Raw genomic sequence first — 24,213 nt, 5'->3', positions numbered from 1 at the left:
AATCGCCAGCCGGCGAGGGATTCGTGCAACCAAAAATCGCGCGTTGCAGCGCGCAGGAGATATCTAGATGCGGAAAACTTCTAAAGAACTGATCGCCGAGGCCAGGGTTACAGCCCGCACTCTGCCACCAGCAGCAGCAAAATTAATGAGCACTATGGCTGATCGACTTGATATCCAGTTCGTAGCGCTTTGTGAGTCACAAAATGAGGTTAAGCAGTTACGCGGGCAATTAGGCGAGGTTAAATCGTGAGCAAATCTAATATGGAATATTACTTCGAATTCCCTGCGTCATATGGAATGCAGGGCGATACGAGAGTGCTTTTGATGTCCGTTCCTGGCCGCACGCTAACCCGCATTCTTGCATCCGACAACTTTGGGCACACCCTGGAACGTTCACAGCGCGAAATTAACAAAAGCCGGGTGAAGAAGTTTTACGACTACCTGGTATCAGCCCATGAGAACAAAGAACCGTTCATCATTCCGCCCCTGGTCGGCAACTGCGAATCTGATGTGGAATTCACTGAGGTTGGGAATAGCAACTTGGGGATAGTCCGTTTCCCCATGGACGCGATCATCAAACTGTTTGATGGCCAGCATCGCGCGGCGGGCATTTCTCAGTTTTGCCGAACGCACGGCGAGACCCTGTTTGTGCCTCTGATGATTACGCTGCAACTGCCACTCAAGACGCGCCAGCAGTTCTTCTCCGATATCAACAATAACGTCTCTAAGCCGTCTGCTGCCATCAACATGGCATACAACAGCAGGGACACCATTGCCCAGAGCATGATTAATTTCCTCAGAACACACAGCATATTTTCTGAGGTGACTGACTTCGAACACAACGTTGTGCCCGCAAAAAGCGAACTGTGGATCAGTTTCAAAGCCCTGAGTGACGCAACGGCGAAGTTTAAAGGCGCGGGCGACTCATCCCTGTCAGAGGGTGATGTTTATGACCTTTGGGAAGCCTGGCTAAAACTGACTGCGATGGAAGGTATCAGACACGGCGTGTCGCCGGCGGAATATAAACGCGATTACATCCAGTTCCATGCAGTCATGATCAACGCGTTCGGCTACGCCATTCAGGAACTGCTTAAGCGTAACCCGGCACATGCAGTCGTGCAGATGATCGATGGTTTAGTCGAGAAAGCCACTATGGCTGATCTGGAAAACTTCTTCCTGATTTCTAACTGGTCAGGCATCTGCGCCAGCACCGAGAAAGAAAGAGCTACGGTCACTGCGAGCGTTCCGGCTCAGAAAGCTGCAGGGCAACGACTGGTAGCAGCCATAAGCTCGGGCTCGTTTGTAGCCGACAACAATGAGGGACGTGAGTGATGGCATCAGAAATCATAGACCAGGCCAACGCTCTGGTAGAGCTCAACATGGAGCATGCTTTACAGCGCATTCGCATCGACCGTAACGCTGTTTCCGCTGAGCAATGCGAAGCGTGTGGCGTCGACATTCCTGAAGCGCGTCGCGCTGCCGTTCCCGGCTGCAAAACCTGTGTAGATTGTCAGCAGCTGAACGAGGTACGGGGAGGCAACCATGCTCGCTAAATTACTCGCGCTGCTGAAAGGCACCAGGCCGGAAAGCACAGAGTTCGATTATACCCGGCAGTACTGGGGCCACGCCCTCCACTTCGTTCGCGGCTTCAAGCCGAAGGGGAAAATGGAGATCACCGGCCACTTCTTCGGCGCAGGCCTGATTCACGAGAAGAAGCCCAAGAAAGGCGACACGTTCACCATCGCTTTGACAGGCAACCGGACCGGCGTTCTTTGCATAAAGGCCATCGAGTTCTACCGCGATCCGAGCGATATGTTTTACGCCACAGTGACTTTCGAGGGGTTGAAATCATGACAGCACAACTGAGCCGGGAGCGTCTAGAAGAGAAACTGCTTGAACACATCAAACACGGTGGGAATTCCGAAGAGGAAACTATGATCCGCATGCTGCTGGCGGGAATGGACAGCAAGGCAGTAGCGAAGGTTGAGACTGTCGGAGTTTGTTGGTACGCAGATAACGGCGTACCTCGCAAGCCTGCCGTTGGTGCGGAGCTCTACGCCGCACCGCCAGCGCAGGTGGCTGTGACGAAAAAGAGTAACACTGATTATTTAGATACCTTAGCGCTAGATACCGCCAGAGAAATCATGTGCGACGTGAATCGACGTGCTGACTTTCTCGGCGGTGATATACAGCTGCTCTCGCGCATTCAGTGCCGCATAGATGAAGCCTTCCGCGCCGCTATGCCCAAAGCCGAGCCTGCTGACCAAACGGCAGCAAAAGAAAAATTGCTAGACCTGCTGCAGCGCGGTATCAACTTTCAAAGCGCTGAGATACCTGTAAACGCGACTTCAGCTCCTATGCAACCTCTTGAGTTTGATGATCGTGGAACACTGCGGTTTAAAGAAAACAAAATTGTCAGACGGCTTCTGGATTACTCAAAACAGAGGGGCTACGGACTAAACGAGATCGCTCTTGAAGATTTCACTGACGACGATCGCATGCAACTTGCTCAGCTCATTGGCTATAGCCTAAGCGGGTATGGAGAACTGTCGTACGTGTCTGATGAATCCTGGGAACGGGCAGCATCCGCAGCACCTGAGCAGGAGGAGTGATGCCCAGCAAACTGAAGCTGCGGCGCCAGCGCCGACTGCGTGAAGATGTGATCTGGTGGCGCGCTGAAGCAATGGACTGTAAAGCGCGCGTGCTGGAGCTGGCGTACCTGCTGGAGGAAGCCCGACGGCAGCGCGTACCGATGCCGGTGCTGGTACCGGCCAGGATAATCAAGCAGGTGGCTGCGGCCACCAGCGAACCGAAGATTTGTATCAGCTGTAACGACGGTGCCCGTCACGGGTGCTCGTCATGTGCGTACCGATTGAAATAGCCGGTTGCAGCCGGCAGTGGAGAATCGCATGGTTGAATTACATGGCGCAAGCCAGTACGGAAAAAATGAAAATGACATCATTTCCGACTCAGATATTAAGAAATTAACCGGTTATGCAATCCCGTCAAAACAGTGCAATAAACTGCGCGACGCTGGAATATTTTTTATGACCAGACCTGACGGTCGCCCAAGCACAACTTGGGCACATTTTAATAACCCTCTGTCACATCGCAAAAGTGTTAAAGAGCACGATGGACCTGAGCCGAACTTTGGAGCGCTTGAATAATGCCAAGACGCCGTAAAAATAAAGAAGATGCATGGATGCCGCCGAGGGTATATCTCGGCAGATCCGCATATGAATTTCATCCAAAAGCCGGAGGTAACATCCGGCTATGCGATAAAACATCAACCCAGGCTCAAGTATGGGCAGCGTGGGAATCACTGATGAATCAGCGCCCGGATGATTCGCTTTTTGCTGGTCTGATTGAGCTATTTTTTAAGTCAGCAGATTTCTTTGAATTAGCGAAAGAAACTCAAAAAGACTACAAGAAATATTCTAAGAAAATCATAGATGTATTTGGAAAAATGCCTTCTGACAGCATTAAACCAGAGCATGTGAGGAAATATCTTGATAAACGCGGTGTTAAAAGCCGGACGCAAGCGAACCGTGAAAAGGCGTTTATGTCTAGGGTTTATCGATGGGGATTTGAACGAGGCTTTGTTAAGGGGAACCCAACTAAGGGGGTCAAACAATTTAAGGAGACGGGTCGGGATCGTTACATCACGGACGAAGAATACACCGCCCTGTACAGCGTGGCACCCAACGTCGTCCGTGCGGCAATGGAGTTGGCTTATCTTTGCTGTGCCAGGCAGAACGATGTGCTTGAGATGAAGAAAAGCCAGTTGATGGCTGAAGGCATCTTGATCAAGCAGAGCAAAACTTCGGTAGCTCAGATCAAAGCCTGGTCAGATCGTTTAACTGCTGCGATTGATATGGCTAAAGCGCTGCCCCTAAATCCGGGCATGAGTAGCCTGTATATTATCCATCAACCAACAGGCCATAAATATACGCGTGACGGTTTTAACAGTCGCTGGAGAAAGGCAAAAGAAGAGGCTCGTATTGCATATCCGCACCTGTCTTTTGATTTCACATTTCACGATCTCAAAGCAAAAGGCATCTCTGATTTGCAGGGGAACATATACGATAAGCAGGCTATATCAGGGCATAAAAACGTTGAACAAACTGCACGCTATGACAGGAAGATCACCGTTGTTCCGGTCGTTGGCGGTCAAAAAATATTATGAATGGGTATTATGAAACACAGATTTCAGGCACAAAAAAACCACCTTTCGGTGGTTTCACGACACTGCTTATTGCTTTGATTATTCTGATTTTTCCCCATGGTACCCGGAGCGGGACTTGAACCCGCACAGCGCGAACGCCGAGGGATTTTAAATCCCTTGTGTCTACCGATTCCACCATCCGGGCTCGGGAAGAAATTGGAGGCGCGTTCCGGAGTCGAACCGGACTAGACGGATTTGCAATCCGCTACATAACCGCTTTGCTAACGCGCCAAAATCCTTCAGGCTTTTCAGCCAGCACCCGCCGTAACAGCCGATGCGTAAATCTGGAGCGGGAAACGAGACTCGAACTCGCGACCCCGACCTTGGCAAGGTCGTGCTCTACCAACTGAGCTATTCCCGCGTCATCAAGCGTGTTGTAATCGCTTGATTTTATTATCTTCTGGCAAGCTGTGCCGCCTTCCGATGCGTTGCATTCTACTTACCTGACGCAATGAGTCAACGATATTTTTCAAAAGCACGATCGTTTGCTGAAATTTGCGACGAAACGATCACGGTTCGAGCAGATCGCCGCGCGCAGCGTTGAGATACTGCAGCATCGACCACAGCGTCAGCACCGCGGCGACAAAGAAGAGCGCAATACCGGCGTACTCCACCCACTGGTTTGGTCGCCACAGCAGCCACACCAGCGCCACCATCTGCGCCGTGGTTTTGACTTTACCGATCCATGAGACCGCCACACGGCTACGCTTGCCCATCTCTGCCATCCACTCGCGCAGGGCGGAGATGATAATTTCACGCGCGATCATTGTTGCCGCAGGCAGCGTCACCCACCAGCTGTGATAGTGCTCCGCCACCAGCACCATCGCGATCCCGACCAGCACCTTGTCGGCCACCGGATCGAGAAAGGCGCCAAAACGCGTGCTCTGGTTCCAGCGACGCGCCAGATAACCGTCAAACCAGTCGGTTACCGCCGCGCAGCAAAAAATAAGGGCGCAGACAAACGGCGCCCAGTTGAACGGCAGATAGAACGCCAGAACGAAAAACGGGATCAGGATGACGCGAAAAAGGGTGAGCAACGTAGGAATATTGAATCGCATGTTGGCGTTAACTGTCTGTTGTCCGTAAAATTTCGCTCTATGTTGCTACAGAGCCCCTAATGTTTCAACGAGTAGAAGATCTTTTCTGCCAGACCTTGCGAGATGCCCGGCACTTTCGCAATTTCCTCAATGCTGGCGTTCTGTAACCCTTGCAGACCGCCCATATATTTCAGCAGCATCTGGCGGCGTTTCGGTCCCACCCCTTCGATGGTTTCAAGCGAACTGGTGTTCTTCACCTTCGCCCGTTTTTTACGGTGTCCGCTGATGGCGTGATCGTGCGATTCATCACGAATGTGCTGAATCACATGCAGCGCGGGTGAATCCGGCGGCAGGCTGAACCCCTCCCCCTCCGGCTCGAAAAAGAGCGTTTCCAGACCGGCTTTACGGTCAGCGCCCTTCGCCACACCCAACAGCAGCGGCTTATGTTTATCCCACGGTACGTCCAGTTCGGCAAACACCGTTTTCGCCTGGCCCAGCTGCCCTTTACCACCATCGATGAGGATCACATCAGGGATCTTGTTCTCTTCAATGGCTTTGCCATAACGGCGGCGCAGCACCTGGTTCATCGCCGCATAGTCATCCCCCGGCGTGATGCCGGTGATGTTGTAGCGGCGATACTCGGCGCGCACCGGCCCATTAGGATCAAACACGACGCAGGAGGCGACCGTCTGCTCGCCCATAGTATGGCTGATATCAAAGCACTCCATGCGTTTTACCGCAGGCAGATTAAGCACGCTCGCCAGCGCGGCAAGGCGCTGATGGACGGTCGACTGCTGAGAAAGCTTAGTGCTGAGCGCCGTCGCGGCATTGGTGCGCGCCAGCTTTAGATAACGGGCGCGATCGCCACGCGGTTTGGTCTGCACATTGACTTTACGCCCGGCCAGCTCTGAAAGGGAATCGCCAAGCAGGGTTTTATCGGTAAGGTCAAAGTCGAGCAAGATTTCGCCTGGCAGCGTGCGCATCTGGCTGCCCTGCAGATAAAACTGGCCGACAAAGGTTTCGACTACTTCGCCAAGCTCGGTGCCGCCCGGCACTTTTGGATAGTAGCTGCGGCTGCCGAGCACCTTGCCCTGGCGAATAAACAGCACATGGACACAGGCCATACCAGCGTCAAACGCCACACCGATAACATCAAGATCGTCGCCATTATTGGATACGAACTGTTTCTCCGTTACGCGCCGTACCGCCTGGATTTGATCGCGCACGCGGGCGGCTTCTTCAAAATCGAGCGCCTGGCTGGCTTGCTCCATTCGCGCGATAAGCTGGGTCAGCACCTGATCGTCTTTGCCGGCGAGGAACAGCCGCACATAGTCCACCTGCTGCGCATACTCCTCTTCGCTCACCAGCCCCTCGACGCACGGACCAAGGCAGCGACCAATCTGGTACTGCAGGCACGGACGGGAGCGGTTGCGATAGACGCTATTTTCGCACTGGCGAACAGGGAAGATTTTTTGCAACAACGCCAGCGTTTCCCGCACCGCGTAGCCGTTCGGGAAGGGGCCAAAATACTCCCCCTTCGCATGCTTCGCGCCGCGATGGGTTGCCAGACGAGGGTGCGTATCGTTGCTGAGGAAGATAAACGGGTAGGATTTATCGTCCCTCAGCAGCACGTTGTAGCGAGGCTGGTAAAGCTTGATGTAGTTGTGCTCCAGCAGCAGCGCTTCGGTCTCCGTGTGCGTAACGGTCACGTCGATCTGTTGGATCTGCGCGACCAGCGCTTCGGTTTTGCGCGAGGCAAGATTGCTGCGGAAGTAGCTGGAAAGACGTTTTTTCAGGTCTTTTGCTTTACCGACATAGATAACGGTACCGCCGGTGTCATACATACGATAGACACCGGGCTTACTGGTTACCGTTTTCAGAAAGGCTCTGGAATCAAAAACTTCAGTCACTGACTTATTAACGTCTCCGCATTGCACAAACCATGGCGAATGGCGAGGTGCGTCAGTTCGACGTCACCGTGAATGTTCAGTTTACTGAACATCCGATAGCGATAGCTGTTCACCGTTTTCGGGCTCAGATGCAGTTGCTCTGAGATCTCATTGACCTTCTGGCCCTTTGTGATCATCAGCATAATCTGCAATTCACGTTCCGACAAACTGTCGAACGGTGAATCTGTCTTTTCTGGCTCGATTTGGCTAAGCGCCATCTGTTGTGCAATGTCAGAAGCGATATAGCGTTGGCCTGAGTGAACGCAGCGAATAGCGTTAACCACGTCCTGCGGCGCAGCGCCTTTACTGAGGTAACCCGCAGCGCCAGCCTGCATCACTTTGGCGGGCAAGGGGTTTTCAGTGTGAACGGTAAGCATGATGACTTTTGTGTCGGCACTGCCGCGCGCGATTTTACGCGTTGCTTCAAGGCCGCCGATACCGGGCATATTCATATCCATGAGAACAACATCAACCGCATTGGCACGACACCATTTAATGGCGTCTTCACCGCAGTTGACCTCACCCGTCACTTTTATGCCCTTAATATCTTCGAGAATGCGTCGTATCCCTGCGCGCACCAGTTCATGGTCATCAACAAGTAGTACGTTGATCAAAGGAGTATCTCCGGAAAAGGGATAACGCTGCGAAAACTAATTCGGCATATATTAGCTTTTTTTTAGCCCATAATGAAAGGCAAAAAAACAATCAACGCCAACTTTGTTCTCGTTTTTGGAAATGAAGTTGTACATAAGCTGGAAACTTTTTTCAATATAAAAAACGAAGCGGTAAAATCAAAATTTCTTTCTTTTCAGAAAGTTAACAAAAGATAAGCGATTGAGCAGAAGAAATTACGCGAATATACTTGTTACAGCAATTAACCACGCTTAACGCACGATAAACATATATTTCATCTACAACAATAACGTAACCTTAATTTTCAACGCCGCCTCAACCAATTACTTTCTATAGCGGCGAAAAAACAACCACTGCATTTTTTTATAAGCCTTGTGGTATACTTCGCGGCCTTAACAGCAATCGTCGCGGAACTCCGTGACAATGTAATGAGGAAAATAAATTGAGCACACCTGATTTCACTACCGCCGAAAATGCAAAAGAACTGGCGCAGGAAGTCGCTTGCCTGAAGTCGATGATTACCCTGATGCTGCAAGCGATGGGCCAGGCTGATGCAGGCCGCGTCATTATTAAAATGGAAAGATTAATTGCACAGATGGAAGATGAAGCTCAGGCCGACGTATTTTCCAGCACCGTTAAGCAAATTAAACAAGCTTACCGCCAGTAATTACTCGCCGGCTGTCAGGCGCTCTGACAGCCGGAATCACTTTGCGACTTCCGTCGCATTCTCTATTAAATTATTCCCGTTGCCGCCGCATAGCAGGCAATTTGCGTTTTATTCGGCGCGTTAAATTTCTTCTGCATATTCTTCTGGTGGAAATTGACCGTGTTTTCGGAGATAGAGAGAATCATCGCTATTTCCGCCGAGGTTTTCCCCTCTGCCGTCCACTTCAGAATTTCGCGCTCGCGTTTACTGAATTTCATCTCCGGTGTCATCACCGTATGATCCGCGAGGCGCGTCAGTGCCAGCAGGCTCAACTGCACCAGCGTCTGCAAACGCATCTCTATTTCATCGTCGGCCATCGTCTTGCCAAACAGGCTGGAGCGCGAAACGGACAGAAAGCCGAGCGCATGATTAGGCAGCATTAAACACTGCGAAACCCCTTTGCGCAGGCCGTGGTCGCGTGCGGCATCCCACAATGTCATCGCATCATGAAAGAGTTTATCGTTCCACGGCAAGTGTCCCTGGATGAAGTTTTCAGGCTTCAGCACCGGATCGACAGCGAAGTAATTCTCTGCCTGATAGTGCTCCATCCATCCAGGCGGATATGAGGTTTCCACGCTCAGCTTCGGCCGGGTGAAAGGCACCGGATGCCGCACGCAAAGCGAGTAATAGTCAAACTCCAACAGCTGTGTCTGCTGCTGAATCTCCGTATAAACGTCCTGTGCCACAGTCATTTCCTGAAAACGCGAAATCATTTCACGACGCCAGGTTAAAAAATCTTTTTGCTGCATACCGACCGGTAATACCCCTGCATTTATTAATCATATTTTTGTATACAATAAGCTAACACATAAAACTTAATTATAAATATAAAATATCGGGATAATTGGTAAGGAGTTCACTTTATTGCCGAATTAAAGCACGGCGAGCAGCGGGAAATAAGGCGTAAAAGACAACATTATTTCCCTGGCATAGGTGGGCTAATTGGTTACTTTAATAAAGGCTTTAAGTAAAATCGTCGCGATTCAGCGCCCGGCGCTGCTGAATCGCGCGATCTGCTTTACTGGGTGAGGAATTTTTCAAGGAACTGCTGCGTGCGCGCCTGCTGTGGTTCGGCAAACAGCGTTTTCGCCGCCCCCTGCTCTACAATGCGACCCTGATCCATAAAAATCGCCCGGTCTGCGACATCGCGGGCAAAGCTCATCTCATGGGTGACGATCACCATCGTGCGTCGCTCCTGCGCCAGCTGGCGAATGGTGTTTAACACTTCGCCCACCAGTTCAGGATCGAGCGCCGAGGTAGGTTCGTCAAAGAGGATCACATCCGGGCGCATTGCCAGCGCGCGGGCTATCGCCACACGCTGCTGCTGACCGCCAGATAAACGGCGCGGATAGCTGTTCTCTTTGCCGCTCAGCCCCACTTTCGCTAACAGTTCACGCGCTCGTGCCTGCGCCTCCTCCTTCGGTTCGCCTTTAACAATCACCGGGCCTTCAATAATATTTTCCAGCACCGTGCGGTGGGGAAAGAGGTTGAAGTTCTGAAAGACAAAACCGACATGCTGACGCAGTTCGCGGATGGCGCTTTTCTGCTGACCGACAGAGCGGGTGGCGTCGATGGTGATATTCCCGACACGAACAGAGCCGCTCTCCGGCTGCTCAAGCAGGTTGATACAACGCAGCAGCGTGGTTTTCCCCGAGCCGCTCGGGCCGATGATCGCCACCACTTCGCCCTCTTCCACCTGCAGATCGATACCGTGTAGCACCGTCTGCCCCTGGAACTTCTTCACCAGGTTTTTTACATCGATTGCGCTCATTTCGGATCCTGCTCCTGCCGGTTAAGCTGGTTTTCAAAGTAGTTCTGTAACGTCGAGAGCACCGTCGCCATCACCCAGTAAATGAGCGATGCCGCCAGATACATGGTGAAGACCTCCAGCGTACGCGAGGTGATAAGCTGCGCCTGGCGAAACAGCTCCGGCACCTGAATGGTTGCCGCCAGCGAGGTGTCTTTCACCAGGCTGATAAAGCTATTACTGAGCGGTGGCAGCGCCACGCGCGCCGCCTGCGGGAGAATGGCGCGGCGCAGCGTTTGCCACGGCGTCATACCAATACTGGCAGCCGCTTCCCACTGCCCTTTGTCGATCGACGAGATCGCCGCACGCAGCGTTTCTGCCGCGTAGGCCGCCGTATTGAGCGACAGGCCAATCATCGCCGACGGGATCGGGTCGAGTTCGATACCGAACTGCGGCAGACCGTAGTAGATCATAAACAACTGGGCAATAAGCGGCGTACCGCGAAATACAGAGATATAGAAACGCGCCAGCCAGCGCAGCGGCAGCAGCTTCGACATGCGCATCAGCGCCAGTAAAAAGCCAAGCAGCAGGCCAAAAAACATGCCGCCGATGCTGAGTTGTAAGGTGAAGACTGCGCCCTTCAGCAGATAGGGGGCGGAGTCGATAACGAGTTGTAGGCTCTCTTGCATTCTGGTTTTTCTGCCTGCGTTAAAGGTGAGGATGGTAGGCAAAGAGCGCCGGTGCGCCGCCCGTATGCACAAACAAAATAGGGCCGTTATCTTTAAAGCGCTTCTGCTCAATGCCATCAAGCAGGCCGGCCATCGCTTTGCCGGTATAAACCGGATCGAGCAGGATCCCTTCAAGGCGCGCCAGCAGTTTTACCGCTTCCATCCCTTCATCATTCGGCAGCCCGTAGCCTGGCGCGTAGTACTCATCCCACAGCTGGATATCCGCCTGTGCTTGCAGCTCAAGCTGACGGGCAATCTCCTGTTGCAGCGTCACCACCTTCGGTTTCTGCTCCGCAACGCTGCGCGATACGGTAACGCCAATCAGCTCTGCATCCGGCATCAGCTGTTCCAGCCCCACTGCCAGCCCGGCATGGGTACCGGCGCTGCCGGAGGCGACTACCACCGAGGAGAGACCGAGCACGCCTTCACACTGCTGCGCGATCTCCAGCGCGCTCTCGACGTAGCCCATCGCCCCCAGCGCGTTAGAGCCGCCCACTGGCACAACATAGGGGCGAAAGCCCTGCGCTTCAATGCGCGTTGCCAGTTCGCCCAGCTGAGCTGCGGGGTCGGTAAGCGCGTCGCACATCTCAATCTGCGCGTTAAAGAGAACGAGCAGCAGGCGGTTGCCGTTGGTGAGGTAGTTTTCCGCACGGGTTCCGGTCGGGTTTTCCAGCAGCGCGACGCAGTGCAGGCCGAGCTTCGCCGCGACCGCCGCCGTCTGGCGCACGTGGTTGGACTGGATCGCGCCAGCGGTGACCAGCGTATCAGCACCTTCGCGCAGCGCATCGGCAGCGAGAAATTCCAGCTTGCGCAGCTTGTTGCCGCCCATTGCCAGCGGCGTCACATCATCGCGTTTAATATAAATGTCGCGTCCAACGTAATCCGATAAGCGCGGCAAATAGTCGAGCGGCGTCGGTGCGCCGATAAACTCAAGGCGAGGAAAACGGGTTAAATTATGTAAGGGCATACAACCTCCTGAAGCCGCAAAGATACGTAATGGTTTTATTATGCACGGAAATATCCGCCGCAATAAAAAAGGCGCTTGATTAAGCGCCTTTTTTTAGCAGAGCACGATTACTTCGTTACATCTGCGCCAAACCATTTTTCCGACAGCGCCTTCATGGTGCCATCTTTCTGCATCTCGGCAATGGCCGTATCGATCGCTTTCAGCAGGTCATCGTTGCCTTTGCGCACCGCCACGCCAGACTCCTGACGGGAGAAGGCATCACCAGCGACCGCCAGCGTATCTTTGGTTTTCTTCACCAGATCCAGCGCCGCCAGGCGGTCGACCAGAATGGCGTCAATACGGCCTACGCGCAGATCCTGGTATTTGGTCGGGTCATCATCATAGGTACGAATGTCGACGCCCTGCACGTTTTTGCGCAGCCACTCTTCGTAGTTGGTGCCAAGACCAACACCGACTTTCTTACCTTTCAGGTCGGCCGGAGATTTGATGCTGCCTTCATTGCCTTTTTTCACCAGCGCCTGAATACCGGAAACGGTGTATGGCGTTGAGAAATCATATTTTTTCTTGCGCTCGTCGGAGATGGTGACCTGGTTTATCACCACGTCGATGCGCTTTGAGTCCAGCGAGGCCAGCATGCCATCCCATTTCGTCGGCTTCAGAGACGCTTTTACCCCCAGATGCTGCGCCAGGGCTTCGGCGAACTCCACTTCAAAACCGGTCAGCTTGCCATCATCACCCTGAAAGCTGAACGGCGGATAGGTGCCTTCCAGCCCAACTAATAATGTGCCGCGCTCTTTGACTTTGTTCAGCAGATTTTCTGCGGCAAAGGTTTTGACGCTCATACCGGCCACCAGCGCGACAGCCATAACACCCATCAATGCCTGACGACCCAAAAGTGCTAGTTTCATTCTTCCCCCACTAAGAGATTCGCTATAGCGCGCCGCGTCTGAGCGCTAAGCCCAGCCGCGGCCTGATAACACATTCTTTTTTAATATATATCAGATGTCGCGCCGACAGCGATCTTTTGCGCGCCAGTAAAGCGTTGTTGGGCTTTAAACTGAGCATATTTGCGCAAAGCGATGCGGTAATTGTTGGTGCTGGTCGCAGGTAGCCAGGGTTCGAGGTTCTCATCAAGGAACCCCTCTTCCAGCAGTTGGCGGGATATATTCAGTTCAGTGAGATGGTTACCGAGGCGGCGAAGACGCACGACATATTCACGCACCGTACCGTGGCTCATCTCAGTCTGTTCGAAGAGGTATTGTTTAAAGCCGATGATATCGAAGAAATCGCTCTGCTCTTTGCAGTGCAGATCGCCACAAAAGCGGCAGAGTGCAACCCACTCTTTTTGCTCTTGTAGCCACGCGGCTTCATCCAGCAGCATGTCCAGTCGCGAAATCGCAATTTTGTTGACGATCTCGCCACGGCGTACCAGTGTAATGCGGTCGAGCAGTTTGTGGCAGTGAGCACAATGCGTTTGGCTGTGTTTAAAGTCTTTCAGGTAGCGGCTTAATGGCCGTCTTTTCGATTGCTGCACCGTCATGATAACTCCTGGTTGTCAATGCGTTGTTCGGCATTTACCAGGGGCGATGCAGTATCACCGACCTATAACTTACCCAGCTTGGTACGTAAGCGCTTAATGGCCTGGCTATGGAGCTGGCTGACACGCGATTCCCCGACTTCCAGTACGGCACCGATCTCTTTGAGATTCAGCTCCTCCTGGTAGTACAGCGTCAGGACAAGTTGTTCACGCTCGGGCAGCGACTCAATCGCTTCCATCACCCGGTGGCGTAAATTACTCTCCATTAACTGGAATAACGGGTTTTCCTGTTGATGATCTTCCGTCACCAGCTCGATACTGTCGCCGTGCTCTTCCCGCCATTCGTCATAGGAGAAAAGCTGACTATTGTTCGTATCGAGCAGCATCTGACGGTACTCCTCAACGGGAATACCAAGACGCTGCGCCACTTCTGTTTCCGACGCGTTACGTCCCAGCTCTTGCTCTAGTTGCCCCATTGCCTGCGCCACTTCGCGGGCATTACGTCGGACACTGCGTGGCACCCAATCGCGGCTGCGCAACTCGTCCAACATCGCCCCACGAATACGCTGTACTGCGTAAGTGGTAAATGCCGTTCCTTGCAGAGCGTCATAACGATCTACTGCATTCAATAGACCGATGCCGCCCGCCTGTAGCAGGTCGTCCAGTTCCACACTTGCTGGCAAACGCACCTGCAGGCGCAATGCTTCATGACGCACTAGAGGAACATAACGTTGCCACAGCGAGTGTTTATCCATTACACCATCAGCGGTATAGAGTGAATTCACGATAAACGGCCCTGCGTTAATTGAGTTATCGGCATGATTATCCGATCCTGTAGTGGTTTTGATTGGTTGAATAGTGAGTGAAATGAGGGGTTATTTGCGTTAATAGCATGATTGAGAAAAAAATTGCTTTAAACATAACCAGTTACTCTAATTACTTGTTTGTAAATAATTTTAGCTAAGAAAGTACAGTAACGTATGGAGAAAGTTGACCTTTTACCGCATCTATAACATCAATTCATTCAACCATTCGCTTGTGAAAAGCATTGATGCTGGCGTTTTTCTTCACTGAGATGACGGATGATTTCAATGACCCTGTCCTGTTCTTCATTCGTTAAATCTGGATAGATGGGTAAGCAAAGAATTTTGTTGGCGATATCATTAGCCACAGGCAGATGTTCGAAAGCAGCAGAAGCTAAATGTCTGTACATAGAGAATGAACTAATAAGCGGATAAAAATATCGACGAGCATAAATATTGTGCTGCTTTAATTCCTCATAAAGCTCATCTCGCGAAAGAGGAAAGTCTTTTTCTACCAGAACCGGAAAATAGGCATGATTCCATTCAAAATCTTGGGTTTTGCCATAACAAGTCAATCCATAAAGATGATTAAAACCAAGCAGATATCGGTGATATATCGTCTCACGCTTAGCCAAGGCAACATCGATGTGCTTGAGTTGTAATAATCCAAAGGCGGCATTCACTTCACTCATTTTTGCATTAATACCTGGTGCGACGACTTTGGTTTCACCAGCAAAACCAAAGTTTTTTAAGTAATCAATGCGTTGTTTTGTTTTGAGATCGTGGGATATGATCGCTCCACCTTCGAAGGTATTGAACACTTTTGTCGCATGGAAGCTCAATATCGACAAATCGCCGTGATTCAGGATACTGATATTATCCTTTTTAACACCGAAGGCATGAGCCGCATCATAGATAACGCGTAGACCATAGATATCAGCAATTTGCTGGATTACATCAACATTACAAGGAATGCCATAACAGTGAACCGGCAAAATGGCCGTCGTTTGTGGTGTAATCAACTCTTCAATTCGAGCTGGATCAATATTAAACGTTTCAGGATTGATGTCGGCAAACACAGGTGTTAACCCATTCCACAATAATGTATGTGATGTCGCCACGAAAGAATAAGGAGTGGTAATGACTTCCCCAGTCACACGGAGTGCCTGTAACGCCGTAAGAAGCGCTAGCGTACCGTTAGAAAAAAGGCTGATGTAATTGACACCAAGGTACTTCGCCAGAGACACCTCCAGCTCCTGATGAAACGACCCGCCATTGGTCAATGTCCGGTTCGCCCACATGGTTTCTAAATAAGGAATAAACTCTTCCAGAGGAGGGAGCAGCGGGCTAGTAACATAGATGTTTTTGTTCATAGGTTAGGTCGCATTAAAGTCATTTTTTCAATCATAAGCAGCCCATACTTATTTAATCGTCAGAACAGACCCCTCTTTTTGTATTAATTGACTCCTTTACTGTAACGTCCCCCGTGAGGAAAAAGTCCAATAGCGTAAACAGCAAAGTAAAATCACTCATGTTTCTTTCATGAACATCTCTCACTTGCTCTATCCTACCCTCATAAAAATGCGGCATATCGTGTGAAAACAGTGTGTTCGTGCGGCTAAATATTGGTGCGGGTCTTACCTGCCGGTTTACTGAGACTTCCATGATGATTCCCCCTGAGACTTCTGCGTCACTTCCACGGATATTAGTCATTTCTGATAATGCCGAACTTTCTGGTTATCTTCTTGATCTTATTGCTAAGGATTCGCTTCTTAGCGGTCTGGATTGCGAATTACGGTATTCTGCGAAAAACGCATCCCCTCAAGCTATGCGCGCGTTGGGAGCGAAATCAGTAAACTTAAAGGATAGCGCCACCGTAGCAACAATTATCTCGACAAAAGACTTGGTGTTAAGCCTGCACTGCAAACAGATCTTCCCACATGAACTTGTGCGTTACGTCACGTGTATCAACATTCACCCTGGTTTAAATCCCTACAACCGGGGCTGGTTTCCACAAGTATTTTCAATAATTAATGGCTTGCCTGCAGGCGCGACCATCCATTTAATGGATGAAGATGTTGATCACGGTCCAATTATTTATCAAAAGACTGTACCTGTTTTAGAAAGTGACACATCATTGAGTGTTTATCGAAAAGTGATTGCGGCTGAGAAAAACCTTCTCAACACCCATTTTGCCAATTTAGTTTTAGGCGAATATCAAAGTGTATCGACAATGCAAGAAGGTAACTACAACAACATCGCGGATTTCAAAGCGCTATGTGCCATCGATTTGAACCATGTAGGTACTATGGCAGAGCATCTCAATCTTCTACGCGCATTGACCCACGGCACCTTAGAGAATGCCTACTTCATAAGTAACGATGGAAAAAAGCACTTTGTAAGAATAACAATTGATACCGAACGAAATTTTTCCTGAAACGACCTGTACCTGGACAAATGGAAACGCTATGTTGCATCAAGATTTAGTCAGTATTTTGATACCTGCTTATAAAGCGGAGTTTTTTGAAACGGCTCTGATCAGCGCGCTAAATCAAGATTGGGGTAATATTGAAATCATTGTCTGCGACGACAGTGATAATGACAGCATCAGGTTGCTTTGCGAAAAATATAACACCCATCCAGCGCGGCCTGTCTATTATAAAAAAAATACGCAGCGGTTGCTTGAAACCGGTAACGTATTACGCTGCCTGAGCCTATCCCGCGGCAAATACATCAAATTTTTGTACGATGATGATACCCTTAAGCATCATTGTGTGAGTCGGTTGGTGGCGGCCCTGAAGAGCCATCCAAATGCTATTATTGCCTCGTCGCGCCGCACTCGTATTGATCAAAATGGCATACCATTACCCGATATCACTGCAACTGCGTTTCCTTTTACACAAGATGCTCTGATTAACGGTGACGATTTGATCGCATTTCTCTGCGATTACCAAGTTAATTTCATTGGCGAACCGAGCGTTTTTCTCTGCTACAGAGAAGATCTGATGGAACTTGGCGACCAAATCTTCAATATCAAAAATGAAGAGATGCCCTATTTCGCTGATGTCGCCTTAATGATAAAACTATTCCGTAAAGGAGATTTAGCGTTCATCAGCGAATCGCTCTCCTGCTTCCGTATTTCTAACGAACAAATTAGCCAAATGGCCGCCCACGATCAGGAGAAAGTGAAGCGGACATATACTCTGATGCCACAATTCATTAAAGAGCTAGGCTGGTACAAAGGTAACAGTGAAGAGAATCAGTTCGTCCGCGTTTCGCCCATGGTTCAACCCGAGCGTATTATTAAAGAAAACCTAGCACAGGCCTTAGTGTCGTCAAAGCAACGGTCGTCGATGCTTCAACATAGCGAACAATTAGCTCATTGGCTTGCAAAACGTCACCTCCCTGAGTACGCCCTTCCGCTAGTAGAAGCGTTTCAAACAGCTCGTAACCTCAGACAAAGCTTACTTATTTTTGTGCTTTATCACGGTAATAACACCAGCGCTTACGAGAAGACGATCGCCAGCATAAAGGCATACGCAGGATTGGGGCTGCAACTTTTCACGGTGGAACTTGATGACACGGCGGAACCGGCTTTAGCGATTAATCAATATCTTTCATCACACAGTGCAGAATGGCTGATGGTCATTGAAGCAGGCGAAACACTGCTTGCAAGCGGTATGCTGATGTTCGATCTAGCGCTCGCTGACGCGTCGGCCTGCGATGCCATTTACGGCGATGAGTTCTATCATGTCAACGGTCAAATTAGCAGTACCGCACTACGCCCTGATTTCAATCTCGACATGCTATTAAGCTATCCAAGTGAAATGAGTCGCCACTGGATTTTCCGCACCAATACCCTGCAGGCATTAGGCGGCTTTGATACCCATTTTTACGAAGCATGGCAATTTGAATACATTGTTCGCCTGATTGAACACAAGGGTACCCAATTTGCCGGACATTTACCGGAGCCATTTGTTCTGGCTCATCCGCCGGTAATTGAAACACGCGCTGAAGAGGTTGCGCTGTTAACACGCCATCTTCAACGTCGCGGCTACCCTCAGGGGCGGGTCGAAACTCCCGCTAATGGTATTTATGCGTTGCGGTACCAGCACGCGGAGCAGCCTTTAGTCTCAATCATCATCCCGACGAAAGATCAGCTCGCGCTGCTGAAAACGTGCGTGACGACTTTACTGGAGAAAACACGGTATCAAAATTATGAAGTGCTGATTGTCGACAACAACAGCGAAACAGCAGAAGCCCGTCAATGGCTGGCGGAGATCAGCCTGAACTATCCCGGGCGCGTGCGTGTTATCCCCTACCCTTACCCATTTAACTACTCTGCCATTAATAACCGGGCCGCACAGAAGGCGCGAGGTGATTACTTACTACTACTGAACAATGATACAGAAGTCATCAGCAGCACCTGGCTCGACAACTTAATGAATCACGGTCAGCGCCCGGAAGTCGGTATTACCGGCGCCAAACTTCTCTATACCGATGGTACCCTTCAGCATGCCGGTGTGGTAATGGGGTTACGCGGTCCGGCTTCTCACCCTTACAGTAGAGGGGAGCGTACCGCCCCAGGTTATATGAACCGCCTGAACATGGATCAAAACTACAGCGTGGTTACCGCCGCCTGTTTGTTAATCCGTAAAAGTGTTTATGAACAGGTTGGCGGTATGGATGAAGAGAATTTTAAAGTCTCTTATAACGATGTCGATCTCTGCCTGAAAGTGCGGGAAGCCGGCTATCTGACCGTATGGACGCCACATGCCGTGATGATTCATGTGGGTAATGTCAGTCAGAACCAGGAAGATAAAACCAAACTCGAGCAAAAAATTATTCGCGTAAAGGGCGAACAAGATGTGATGTACCGTAAATGGCTGCCTGTCATCACTAACGATCCGGCCTACAATCCGAATCTCTATCTTGATGGCAACGGCTATGAGTTCGTCATGGATGCCATCAGTACCTGGCAACCGCTGCACTGGAAACCGTTACCGTCTATTCTCGCTTTCACGCAACCGACAGCAGAAAGCACACGGCGAATCAGCTATCCGCTTGACCTGATGAAAGAGGAAGGACGCGTCAATGGGGAAATCAGCACTTGCCTACGTAATTTCGCCGAGGTAGCACGGTATGCGCCTACAACCATCCTCTTTCAGCAGCAAATTACACCTCTCATTCAGGAGTGGTTCTCCCGGCTAAAAAATGTGTTTCCCGCCTTTACCGTGCTGGATATGGAGGAATATCTGCCCGGTCTGGCACTTAACACGGCGCAACGCGCTACACTGCCGAAAGATATCCTTCATCATCTACGGGCCACTTTGCATCAGGTTGATCGGGTGATTGTTCCGACGGCAACGATGGCCGAGCTCTGCAGCAAATACCATCGCGATATTCATGTGATGGATACGCTACTCTCGCCCTCCCGCTGGTCAGGATTGAACAGCCAGCGTGGTGTGGGTGAAAAACCGCGTGTGGGTTGGGTGGGCAATAGTCGTGATGCCGCTGAACTGGATATTTTGCATAAAGTCGTTATTCAGTTAGCCGATCGTGTCGAATGGATATTCATGGGCTACTGCCCGCCATCTTTACGACAATACGTTACGGAATACCATGCAGCGGCCAGTCTGGAGAATTTCCCGCAAAAACTGGTCTCACTTAATCTGGATCTGGCACTCGTGGTCAGGACTGATAATACCTGGACACGTCCGCAGGGAATACGCCCCATCCTTGAGTTCGGCGCTTGCGGTATACCGGTGATTTGCAGTGACGTTGAAGGATTTCGTCACTGTCCGAACATAACACGAATAAAAAACAGAGCGCGCGAGTGGCGTGAGGCCATTGAGATGCATCTGCACGATCTCTCTGCGACGTGGAAAATGGGTGATGCGCTGAAAATAGAGGTTGAGCAGAAAGGCATGCTACGGGGTGAAGCGCTTGACCGGCTAACGCGTCTCTGGCTTCCGGAGTAGCGCTGATGGGCCATCCCAGTAACATGCTGGCATGGCTTATAAAAGAATCTTTATCATAAAAAAACGGTGTCAGTGAACTGACACCGTTTTTTTATTTCTCTCCCGGCAGCCAGGCATTACGCCAATCGTCGAGGCCTTGTTCGCGTAAATACCACGTCTGATGGATCTCAGTACGCAATTGATCGCCTTTACTGGCACGTAAGTTGTCATCATAAACATATGCTTTGATGGCGTTCATCCAATCCTTAAAGCGGTTTTCCACTAGCGTAACAGGCAGATCACAGCGGTAAGGTTCAATATTGGTAGCGATAATTGGCACACCGCAGGTACCAATTTCGAGCAGACGCAAATTGCTTTTGCACTCGTTAAACTGGTTAATCTCCAGCGGCACCAGCGCCAGATCGAGGTCAAGGCTGGCCAGTTTTTCCGGGTACATCTCGAAGGGTACGCCCGGATGAAACTCACAGCGAATATTAGCCGGTTTCATTCCCATAAATACCCATTCGACCTCATCCTCCAATTCCTTGATGATCGGGCGCAGGATCTCAAGATCGCCGGCGTGAGTTCCGCCCCCGGCCCAGCCCACACGGATTTTCTCTCCTCGTCCACGTGCGCTTTGCAGGTGCCCCCACTGGCGGGTCGCCAGCCGGTTCGGCGCGACACGAATGTCACTGTGGAAATTTTTATACGCCTCTTTCAGCGCAGGGGTGGCGACCACGACCCAGTCTACCGTCTCCATAACGCGACGGAAGTCCTTCACAATGCTTTGCGGGAACAGGGCGCGGTTAGAATTTTTTATCGGCAGATTAAGCAGATAATCATCGTATTCAGCGACAATTTTTGCATCACACACTTGCCGATACTGCGAGATTATCGCCGGGTAAGCGCTGGCCGTAATGAGTTCCATCAGAATGACATCTGGTTGCAGCTGGGCGACTTCCATCAGCCCGGAGGTGCCATAAGTCAATCCGCCCTCCAGAAATAGATTCTCTTCCATGGCTTTAAATGGCTGAATAACGCGATGATTACCGCACCCAAACCAGTTGACGTGGTTTGCTAGCACTACAGGCAGAGGCCTGCCCGGCAGTGGCTCTCTGAAGCGTGCCGTACTTTCAGACAGAGTGAATAGCTTGCCCAGCTTCTCCATCGCCGGATGGTAGGCGATATCCTGACTGAGAACAGTGCCCCATTTGCTGCGTAAAGCAGCATACACGTCGGCATCGGGGCGTGCAGGAACATGGAATTTCTCTTGCATCAGACGCGAAGCGCCCCCCATATGCGTCACACGAGCATAGGGCGTCCACACATTGAGATAGCCCTGCTGCTGCAATTTCATACCCAGATCGACGTCGCCGAAATAGAGCGGGAATCTCTCTTCAGAGAAACCGTTCGCTTCGATAAATACCTCTTTGCGGATCATCATGCAAGCGGCACTTACCGCCGTGACATTGCGCGCCGCTTGCAGGTAATAGAGATATCCTTTCTCATTTGCCGGCTCGTTCTCAAACGAGGGTTCTACACCAAAACGAACCCCTACCGTAAAGCCTGCATGCTGAACCCGACCATCTTTATATTCAAGGCGCGCCCCGACCATCCCCACTTCCGGACGCATCGCTTGCTCCATCATGGCGTGCAGCCAGTCGCCCTGCGTAATGGTTACATCGTTATTGAGAAACAGCAGCACATCGCCACGGGCATGTTGGACGGCAAAGTTATTAATTGCCGCAAAGTTGAACGGCTCCAGGTAGCGCAGCACGCTGAGGTTGGATAACTTCAACCCCGCAAGCTGTTCAAGAAACTTTGTCGTCTCTTCGCAAACCGATCCATTGTCGACAATCAGTAGCTCATAACGCGCCCATAACGTTTTTTCCATCAACGTCTCAATGCAGTTTTTCAACAGCACATAATGATCGCGCGTCGGGATAATGATTGACACTAGGGGCTGAACAGCCCAATTATAGCGCACGCGCTGGACAGGGAGTTCGGGGGTCTTTTCAACCACAGCATCCAACCCCATACGAGCCAGGTGCGCGCTCACAATATGCGGATATTCCGCCTGAACGGCCTCGTTTTTCAGCCACTCCATCGCGGTATCTGCCGTGATACAAATAACCTCGGAGACACGGCCTACGGCTATCGGACCAAAATTTTCCAGGCAACGGAACATGGCGTCATAAACCGTCAATTGCGTAAAGGCAGGATCAAGACCGCCAATCGCCTGCAGAAACTCACGTTGAAACATCATCACGCGCCCCATATAGGGAAAGCTGCGCGCTAAATCGACGTTGCAGGCAGGGCGCAGCACGATGTCATGTTCGTCATACTCATCAAAGCGCATCTCATCGGCGTACCACACTTTCTGGTCGGCATGGCGGATCTGTTGTTCCACCAGCAGAATCAACGCATCCTCAAGCAACCGGATACCTGCCGGTAACAGCACCAGCGCATGCTGGTAGCATTGTTCCAGCAGCATATTGAATGTCGCCACCCAACCGCTGAAACAAAGATGCACCTGGGCGTCGGCATGGCAAATATGTGGGTTAGTTGTCAGTATCGTGATCGACTTCGCCGCTTCACTTTGTGACAGAACGGAATTGATACTCAACGCGACGGCCGCCGGATCGTCGCCGATGATGACCACGCCAATATCGGCGCTACCGGGTACAGCCTGGCTAAACGCTTTCAGCGCCTGCAATCGGGCTTCACTCAATTTTCGGTCATTGAGCCAGCGTTGAAACGTATATTCACTGCCTTTATCCGCAATCAGCGCTTTCACATGCAGCGTCAGATCGCGGATCTCTTTCTCACTTAAGACAATCATGTGCGGCGATGGCAGTGAGGATAACAACCTTGGTAAAAGCGAAGAGAGTAACCACTGTTGACGCAGCGTATCGCCGTGTTCGCGTACCCAGACGAGAGCGTCATCGAACCCCTGTATCAACAACGTATACCACTCTTCCGGCGTATATTTTCTTGATGCATTTATGCAGCAGAAATGGTTGTGAAGATTCTCCTCGGCATTGTCTACGGTGAGATAACCTTCGACATAATCCTGCGCAGAAAGAAAGAGAGGAGTAGCGGAGGCAATGACCTGCGCTGCATAAAACCCGCTCGCTATCACTACATCATAGCGCTGGAAAAAGGCAGGGTCGGTTGCTTCCTTAACCGAGGTCTCATCAAACCAGTCAAAAACCACACCATTATCGGCGATGTGTTGTTGCACGAGCTGCATCTCAGATGAAAGGCTGTCGCTGATATAGAGGATTTTCTTGACACCATTCCGCTCGGGCGACGCAAAAGATGGCGCAAATTGTTCACCTAGCGTCCAGGGAAAGGCGACGAGTTTTTCGCTTGCGATACCAATCTCTGAGAGCATGCGTGATGCGAAGGGGGACAGGCTCAGCGAGGCGGAAGCAAGGCGGTTCTCCAGAGCCGGGCCATAAGGAATGAAGACGTCTGCATGATCGTAAAAATGTCGGAACACAACCTGAGAAACCAGATCTTTCTCGCTGATTTTTGCGATGAGTTTTTGGCTGAAAAAGCCGTCATAGATCCAGATGAGATCGTAGTGATCCGCAAGTTCGCCAGATTTTTCCGTTAAGAGAGTAACCGCAGCCCGCGTTTGTAATGCAAAGAGCGCTGGTGCGGCAGACTTCTTCACGAACGTAGTATTGATATCGACATGCCAGCCCTGCCGCTGCATAACATCGATCACATTCAGCAGTTCACTCGTCTGGTGATCCAGTTTACCTATCTGGTCAATACTTATGAGAACCCTGCTCATCAACTTTCCTCACCTCAATTTCACTGGTGTCCGCCTGAAAAATTAACGGCAGGACGTAGATGTTCACCAATACATTGTCAGTGAGAGGCGAGGAAATAAATCCGTTAACAAGAGAG

General features: G+C 50.8%; 23 protein-coding genes and 3 tRNA genes. 11 read left to right on the top strand and 15 right to left on the bottom strand.

All coding sequences use genetic code 11. The features are described 5' to 3' along the window. Window positions 1–261 precede the first annotated feature (261 nt). From ABIC80_RS03260 to ABIC80_RS03230, 7 genes are read left to right on the top strand one after another with little or no spacing between them, the layout of a single operon-like run. Window positions 262–1,332 carry a DGQHR domain-containing protein gene (locus tag ABIC80_RS03260; RefSeq protein ID WP_429176461.1) on the top strand — a complete coding sequence of 357 codons (1,071 nt, stop codon included), beginning with the start codon at window positions 262–264 and terminating at the stop codon, window positions 1,330–1,332. Further along, window positions 1,332–1,553 (top strand): TraR/DksA C4-type zinc finger protein, encoded by a 222-nt coding sequence (locus tag ABIC80_RS03255; RefSeq protein ID WP_429175436.1) that lies wholly within the window; start codon window positions 1,332–1,334, stop codon window positions 1,551–1,553. Before ABIC80_RS03260 ends, ABIC80_RS03255 begins: the two co-directional genes overlap by 1 nt. Further along, window positions 1,543–1,854, top strand: coding sequence for a hypothetical protein (locus tag ABIC80_RS03250; RefSeq protein ID WP_429175434.1), 312 nt, complete (start codon window positions 1,543–1,545; stop codon window positions 1,852–1,854). The genes ABIC80_RS03255 and ABIC80_RS03250 overlap by 11 nt, the downstream gene beginning before the upstream one ends. Then, window positions 1,851–2,612: a hypothetical protein gene (locus ABIC80_RS03245; RefSeq protein WP_429175432.1), complete on the top strand. Its 762-nt coding sequence runs from the start codon at window positions 1,851–1,853 to the stop codon at window positions 2,610–2,612. Before ABIC80_RS03250 ends, ABIC80_RS03245 begins: the two co-directional genes overlap by 4 nt. Beyond that, window positions 2,612–2,881, top strand: a complete 270-nt coding sequence (locus ABIC80_RS03240) for a hypothetical protein (RefSeq protein ID WP_429175430.1) — start codon at window positions 2,612–2,614, stop codon at window positions 2,879–2,881. Before ABIC80_RS03245 ends, ABIC80_RS03240 begins: the two co-directional genes overlap by 1 nt. Before the next feature lie 28 nt (window positions 2,882–2,909). Further along, window positions 2,910–3,167: a DUF4224 domain-containing protein gene (locus ABIC80_RS03235; RefSeq protein ID WP_124967965.1), complete on the top strand. Its 258-nt coding sequence runs from the start codon at window positions 2,910–2,912 to the stop codon at window positions 3,165–3,167. Then, entirely contained in the window at window positions 3,167–4,186 is a 1,020-nt protein-coding gene (locus tag ABIC80_RS03230; protein WP_124967964.1) for a tyrosine-type recombinase/integrase, read from the top strand. The genes ABIC80_RS03235 and ABIC80_RS03230 overlap by 1 nt, the downstream gene beginning before the upstream one ends. 97 nt (window positions 4,187–4,283) lie before the next feature. Here the strand turns inward: ABIC80_RS03230 and ABIC80_RS03225 are convergent. The 6 genes from ABIC80_RS03225 to uvrY form a co-directional block, all read right to left on the bottom strand. Further along, window positions 4,284–4,370 (bottom strand) — tRNA-Leu (locus ABIC80_RS03225). A 12-nt stretch (window positions 4,371–4,382) separates the two neighbouring features. Beyond that, window positions 4,383–4,456 (bottom strand) — tRNA-Cys (locus ABIC80_RS03220). A gap of 54 nt (window positions 4,457–4,510) precedes the next feature. Next, window positions 4,511–4,586, bottom strand: a tRNA-Gly gene (locus ABIC80_RS03215). Between the two features lie 148 nt (window positions 4,587–4,734). After that, window positions 4,735–5,283 carry a CDP-diacylglycerol--glycerol-3-phosphate 3-phosphatidyltransferase gene (gene pgsA, locus ABIC80_RS03210; protein ID WP_023480080.1) on the bottom strand — a complete coding sequence of 183 codons (549 nt, stop codon included), beginning with the start codon at window positions 5,281–5,283 and terminating at the stop codon, window positions 4,735–4,737. Between the two features lie 56 nt (window positions 5,284–5,339). Beyond that, complete coding sequence (gene uvrC / locus ABIC80_RS03205; RefSeq protein WP_411202148.1) at window positions 5,340–7,172, bottom strand: excinuclease ABC subunit UvrC; 1,833 nt, start codon at window positions 7,170–7,172, stop codon at window positions 5,340–5,342. Next, window positions 7,169–7,825: a UvrY/SirA/GacA family response regulator transcription factor gene (gene uvrY, locus ABIC80_RS03200; protein ID WP_054803248.1), complete on the bottom strand. Its 657-nt coding sequence runs from the start codon at window positions 7,823–7,825 to the stop codon at window positions 7,169–7,171. The genes uvrC and uvrY overlap by 4 nt, the downstream gene beginning before the upstream one ends. 393 nt (window positions 7,826–8,218) lie before the next feature. Here uvrY and ABIC80_RS03195 point away from each other — a divergent pair, with 393 nt between their 5' ends. Together ABIC80_RS03195 and ABIC80_RS03190 are read left to right on the top strand one after the other, a co-directional pair. After that, window positions 8,219–8,290 (top strand): hypothetical protein, encoded by a 72-nt coding sequence (locus ABIC80_RS03195; RefSeq protein WP_429176460.1) that lies wholly within the window; start codon window positions 8,219–8,221, stop codon window positions 8,288–8,290. Beyond that, entirely contained in the window at window positions 8,287–8,511 is a 225-nt protein-coding gene (locus tag ABIC80_RS03190; RefSeq protein WP_042712094.1) for a DUF2594 family protein, read from the top strand. The genes ABIC80_RS03195 and ABIC80_RS03190 overlap by 4 nt, the downstream gene beginning before the upstream one ends. Window positions 8,512–8,576: 65 nt before the next feature. On the opposite strand, the gene sdiA is transcribed toward ABIC80_RS03190, so the two are convergent. From sdiA to ABIC80_RS03150, 8 genes are all read right to left on the bottom strand, one after another. Continuing rightward, window positions 8,577–9,299, bottom strand: coding sequence for a transcriptional regulator SdiA (sdiA, locus tag ABIC80_RS03185; protein ID WP_042712095.1), 723 nt, complete (start codon window positions 9,297–9,299; stop codon window positions 8,577–8,579). 269 nt (window positions 9,300–9,568) lie between these two features. After that, entirely contained in the window at window positions 9,569–10,321 is a 753-nt protein-coding gene (gene tcyN / locus ABIC80_RS03180) for an L-cystine ABC transporter ATP-binding protein TcyN (protein WP_270222628.1), read from the bottom strand. Further along, window positions 10,318–10,986: a cystine ABC transporter permease gene (gene tcyL / locus ABIC80_RS03175; RefSeq protein ID WP_076770078.1), complete on the bottom strand. Its 669-nt coding sequence runs from the start codon at window positions 10,984–10,986 to the stop codon at window positions 10,318–10,320. The genes tcyN and tcyL overlap by 4 nt, the downstream gene beginning before the upstream one ends. Before the next feature lie 19 nt (window positions 10,987–11,005). Then, window positions 11,006–11,992 carry a D-cysteine desulfhydrase gene (dcyD, locus tag ABIC80_RS03170; protein WP_429175429.1) on the bottom strand — a complete coding sequence of 329 codons (987 nt, stop codon included), beginning with the start codon at window positions 11,990–11,992 and terminating at the stop codon, window positions 11,006–11,008. Between the two features lie 107 nt (window positions 11,993–12,099). Beyond that, the gene (gene tcyJ / locus ABIC80_RS03165) at window positions 12,100–12,900 is read right to left on the bottom strand and encodes a cystine ABC transporter substrate-binding protein (protein WP_200580064.1); all 801 of its coding nucleotides are present in this window, start codon (window positions 12,898–12,900) and stop codon (window positions 12,100–12,102) included. 80 nt (window positions 12,901–12,980) lie between these two features. Then, window positions 12,981–13,532: a flagella biosynthesis regulatory protein FliZ gene (gene fliZ / locus ABIC80_RS03160; RefSeq protein WP_042717714.1), complete on the bottom strand. Its 552-nt coding sequence runs from the start codon at window positions 13,530–13,532 to the stop codon at window positions 12,981–12,983. A gap of 62 nt (window positions 13,533–13,594) precedes the next feature. Further along, window positions 13,595–14,314, bottom strand: coding sequence for an RNA polymerase sigma factor FliA (locus ABIC80_RS03155; protein ID WP_023480141.1), 720 nt, complete (start codon window positions 14,312–14,314; stop codon window positions 13,595–13,597). A gap of 239 nt (window positions 14,315–14,553) precedes the next feature. Continuing rightward, a complete protein-coding gene (locus ABIC80_RS03150; protein WP_429175427.1) occupies window positions 14,554–15,705 on the bottom strand; it encodes a DegT/DnrJ/EryC1/StrS family aminotransferase in 1,152 nt (383 codons plus the stop codon). Window positions 15,706–15,995: 290 nt separating this feature from the next. Between ABIC80_RS03150 and ABIC80_RS03145 the strand changes: the two genes are divergently transcribed. Further along, window positions 15,996–16,769: a dTDP-4-amino-4,6-dideoxyglucose formyltransferase gene (locus ABIC80_RS03145; protein ID WP_429175425.1), complete on the top strand. Its 774-nt coding sequence runs from the start codon at window positions 15,996–15,998 to the stop codon at window positions 16,767–16,769. Window positions 16,770–16,800: 31 nt separating this feature from the next. Beyond that, window positions 16,801–20,313, top strand: coding sequence for a glycosyltransferase (locus ABIC80_RS03140; protein WP_429175422.1), 3,513 nt, complete (start codon window positions 16,801–16,803; stop codon window positions 20,311–20,313). 91 nt (window positions 20,314–20,404) lie between these two features. Here the strand turns inward: ABIC80_RS03140 and ABIC80_RS03135 are convergent, their stop codons facing one another. Further along, window positions 20,405–24,097 carry a glycosyltransferase gene (locus tag ABIC80_RS03135; RefSeq protein ID WP_429175420.1) on the bottom strand — a complete coding sequence of 1,231 codons (3,693 nt, stop codon included), beginning with the start codon at window positions 24,095–24,097 and terminating at the stop codon, window positions 20,405–20,407. Window positions 24,098–24,213 lie beyond the last annotated feature (116 nt).

The sequence above is a fragment of the Kosakonia sp. 1610 genome (genome assembly GCF_050435845.1).
GTDB classification, from domain to species: domain Bacteria; phylum Pseudomonadota; class Gammaproteobacteria; order Enterobacterales; family Enterobacteriaceae; genus Kosakonia; species Kosakonia cowanii.
The sequence above is the reverse complement of the archived record's forward strand: the minus strand, read 5'-3'. Positions and strand labels throughout refer to the sequence as shown.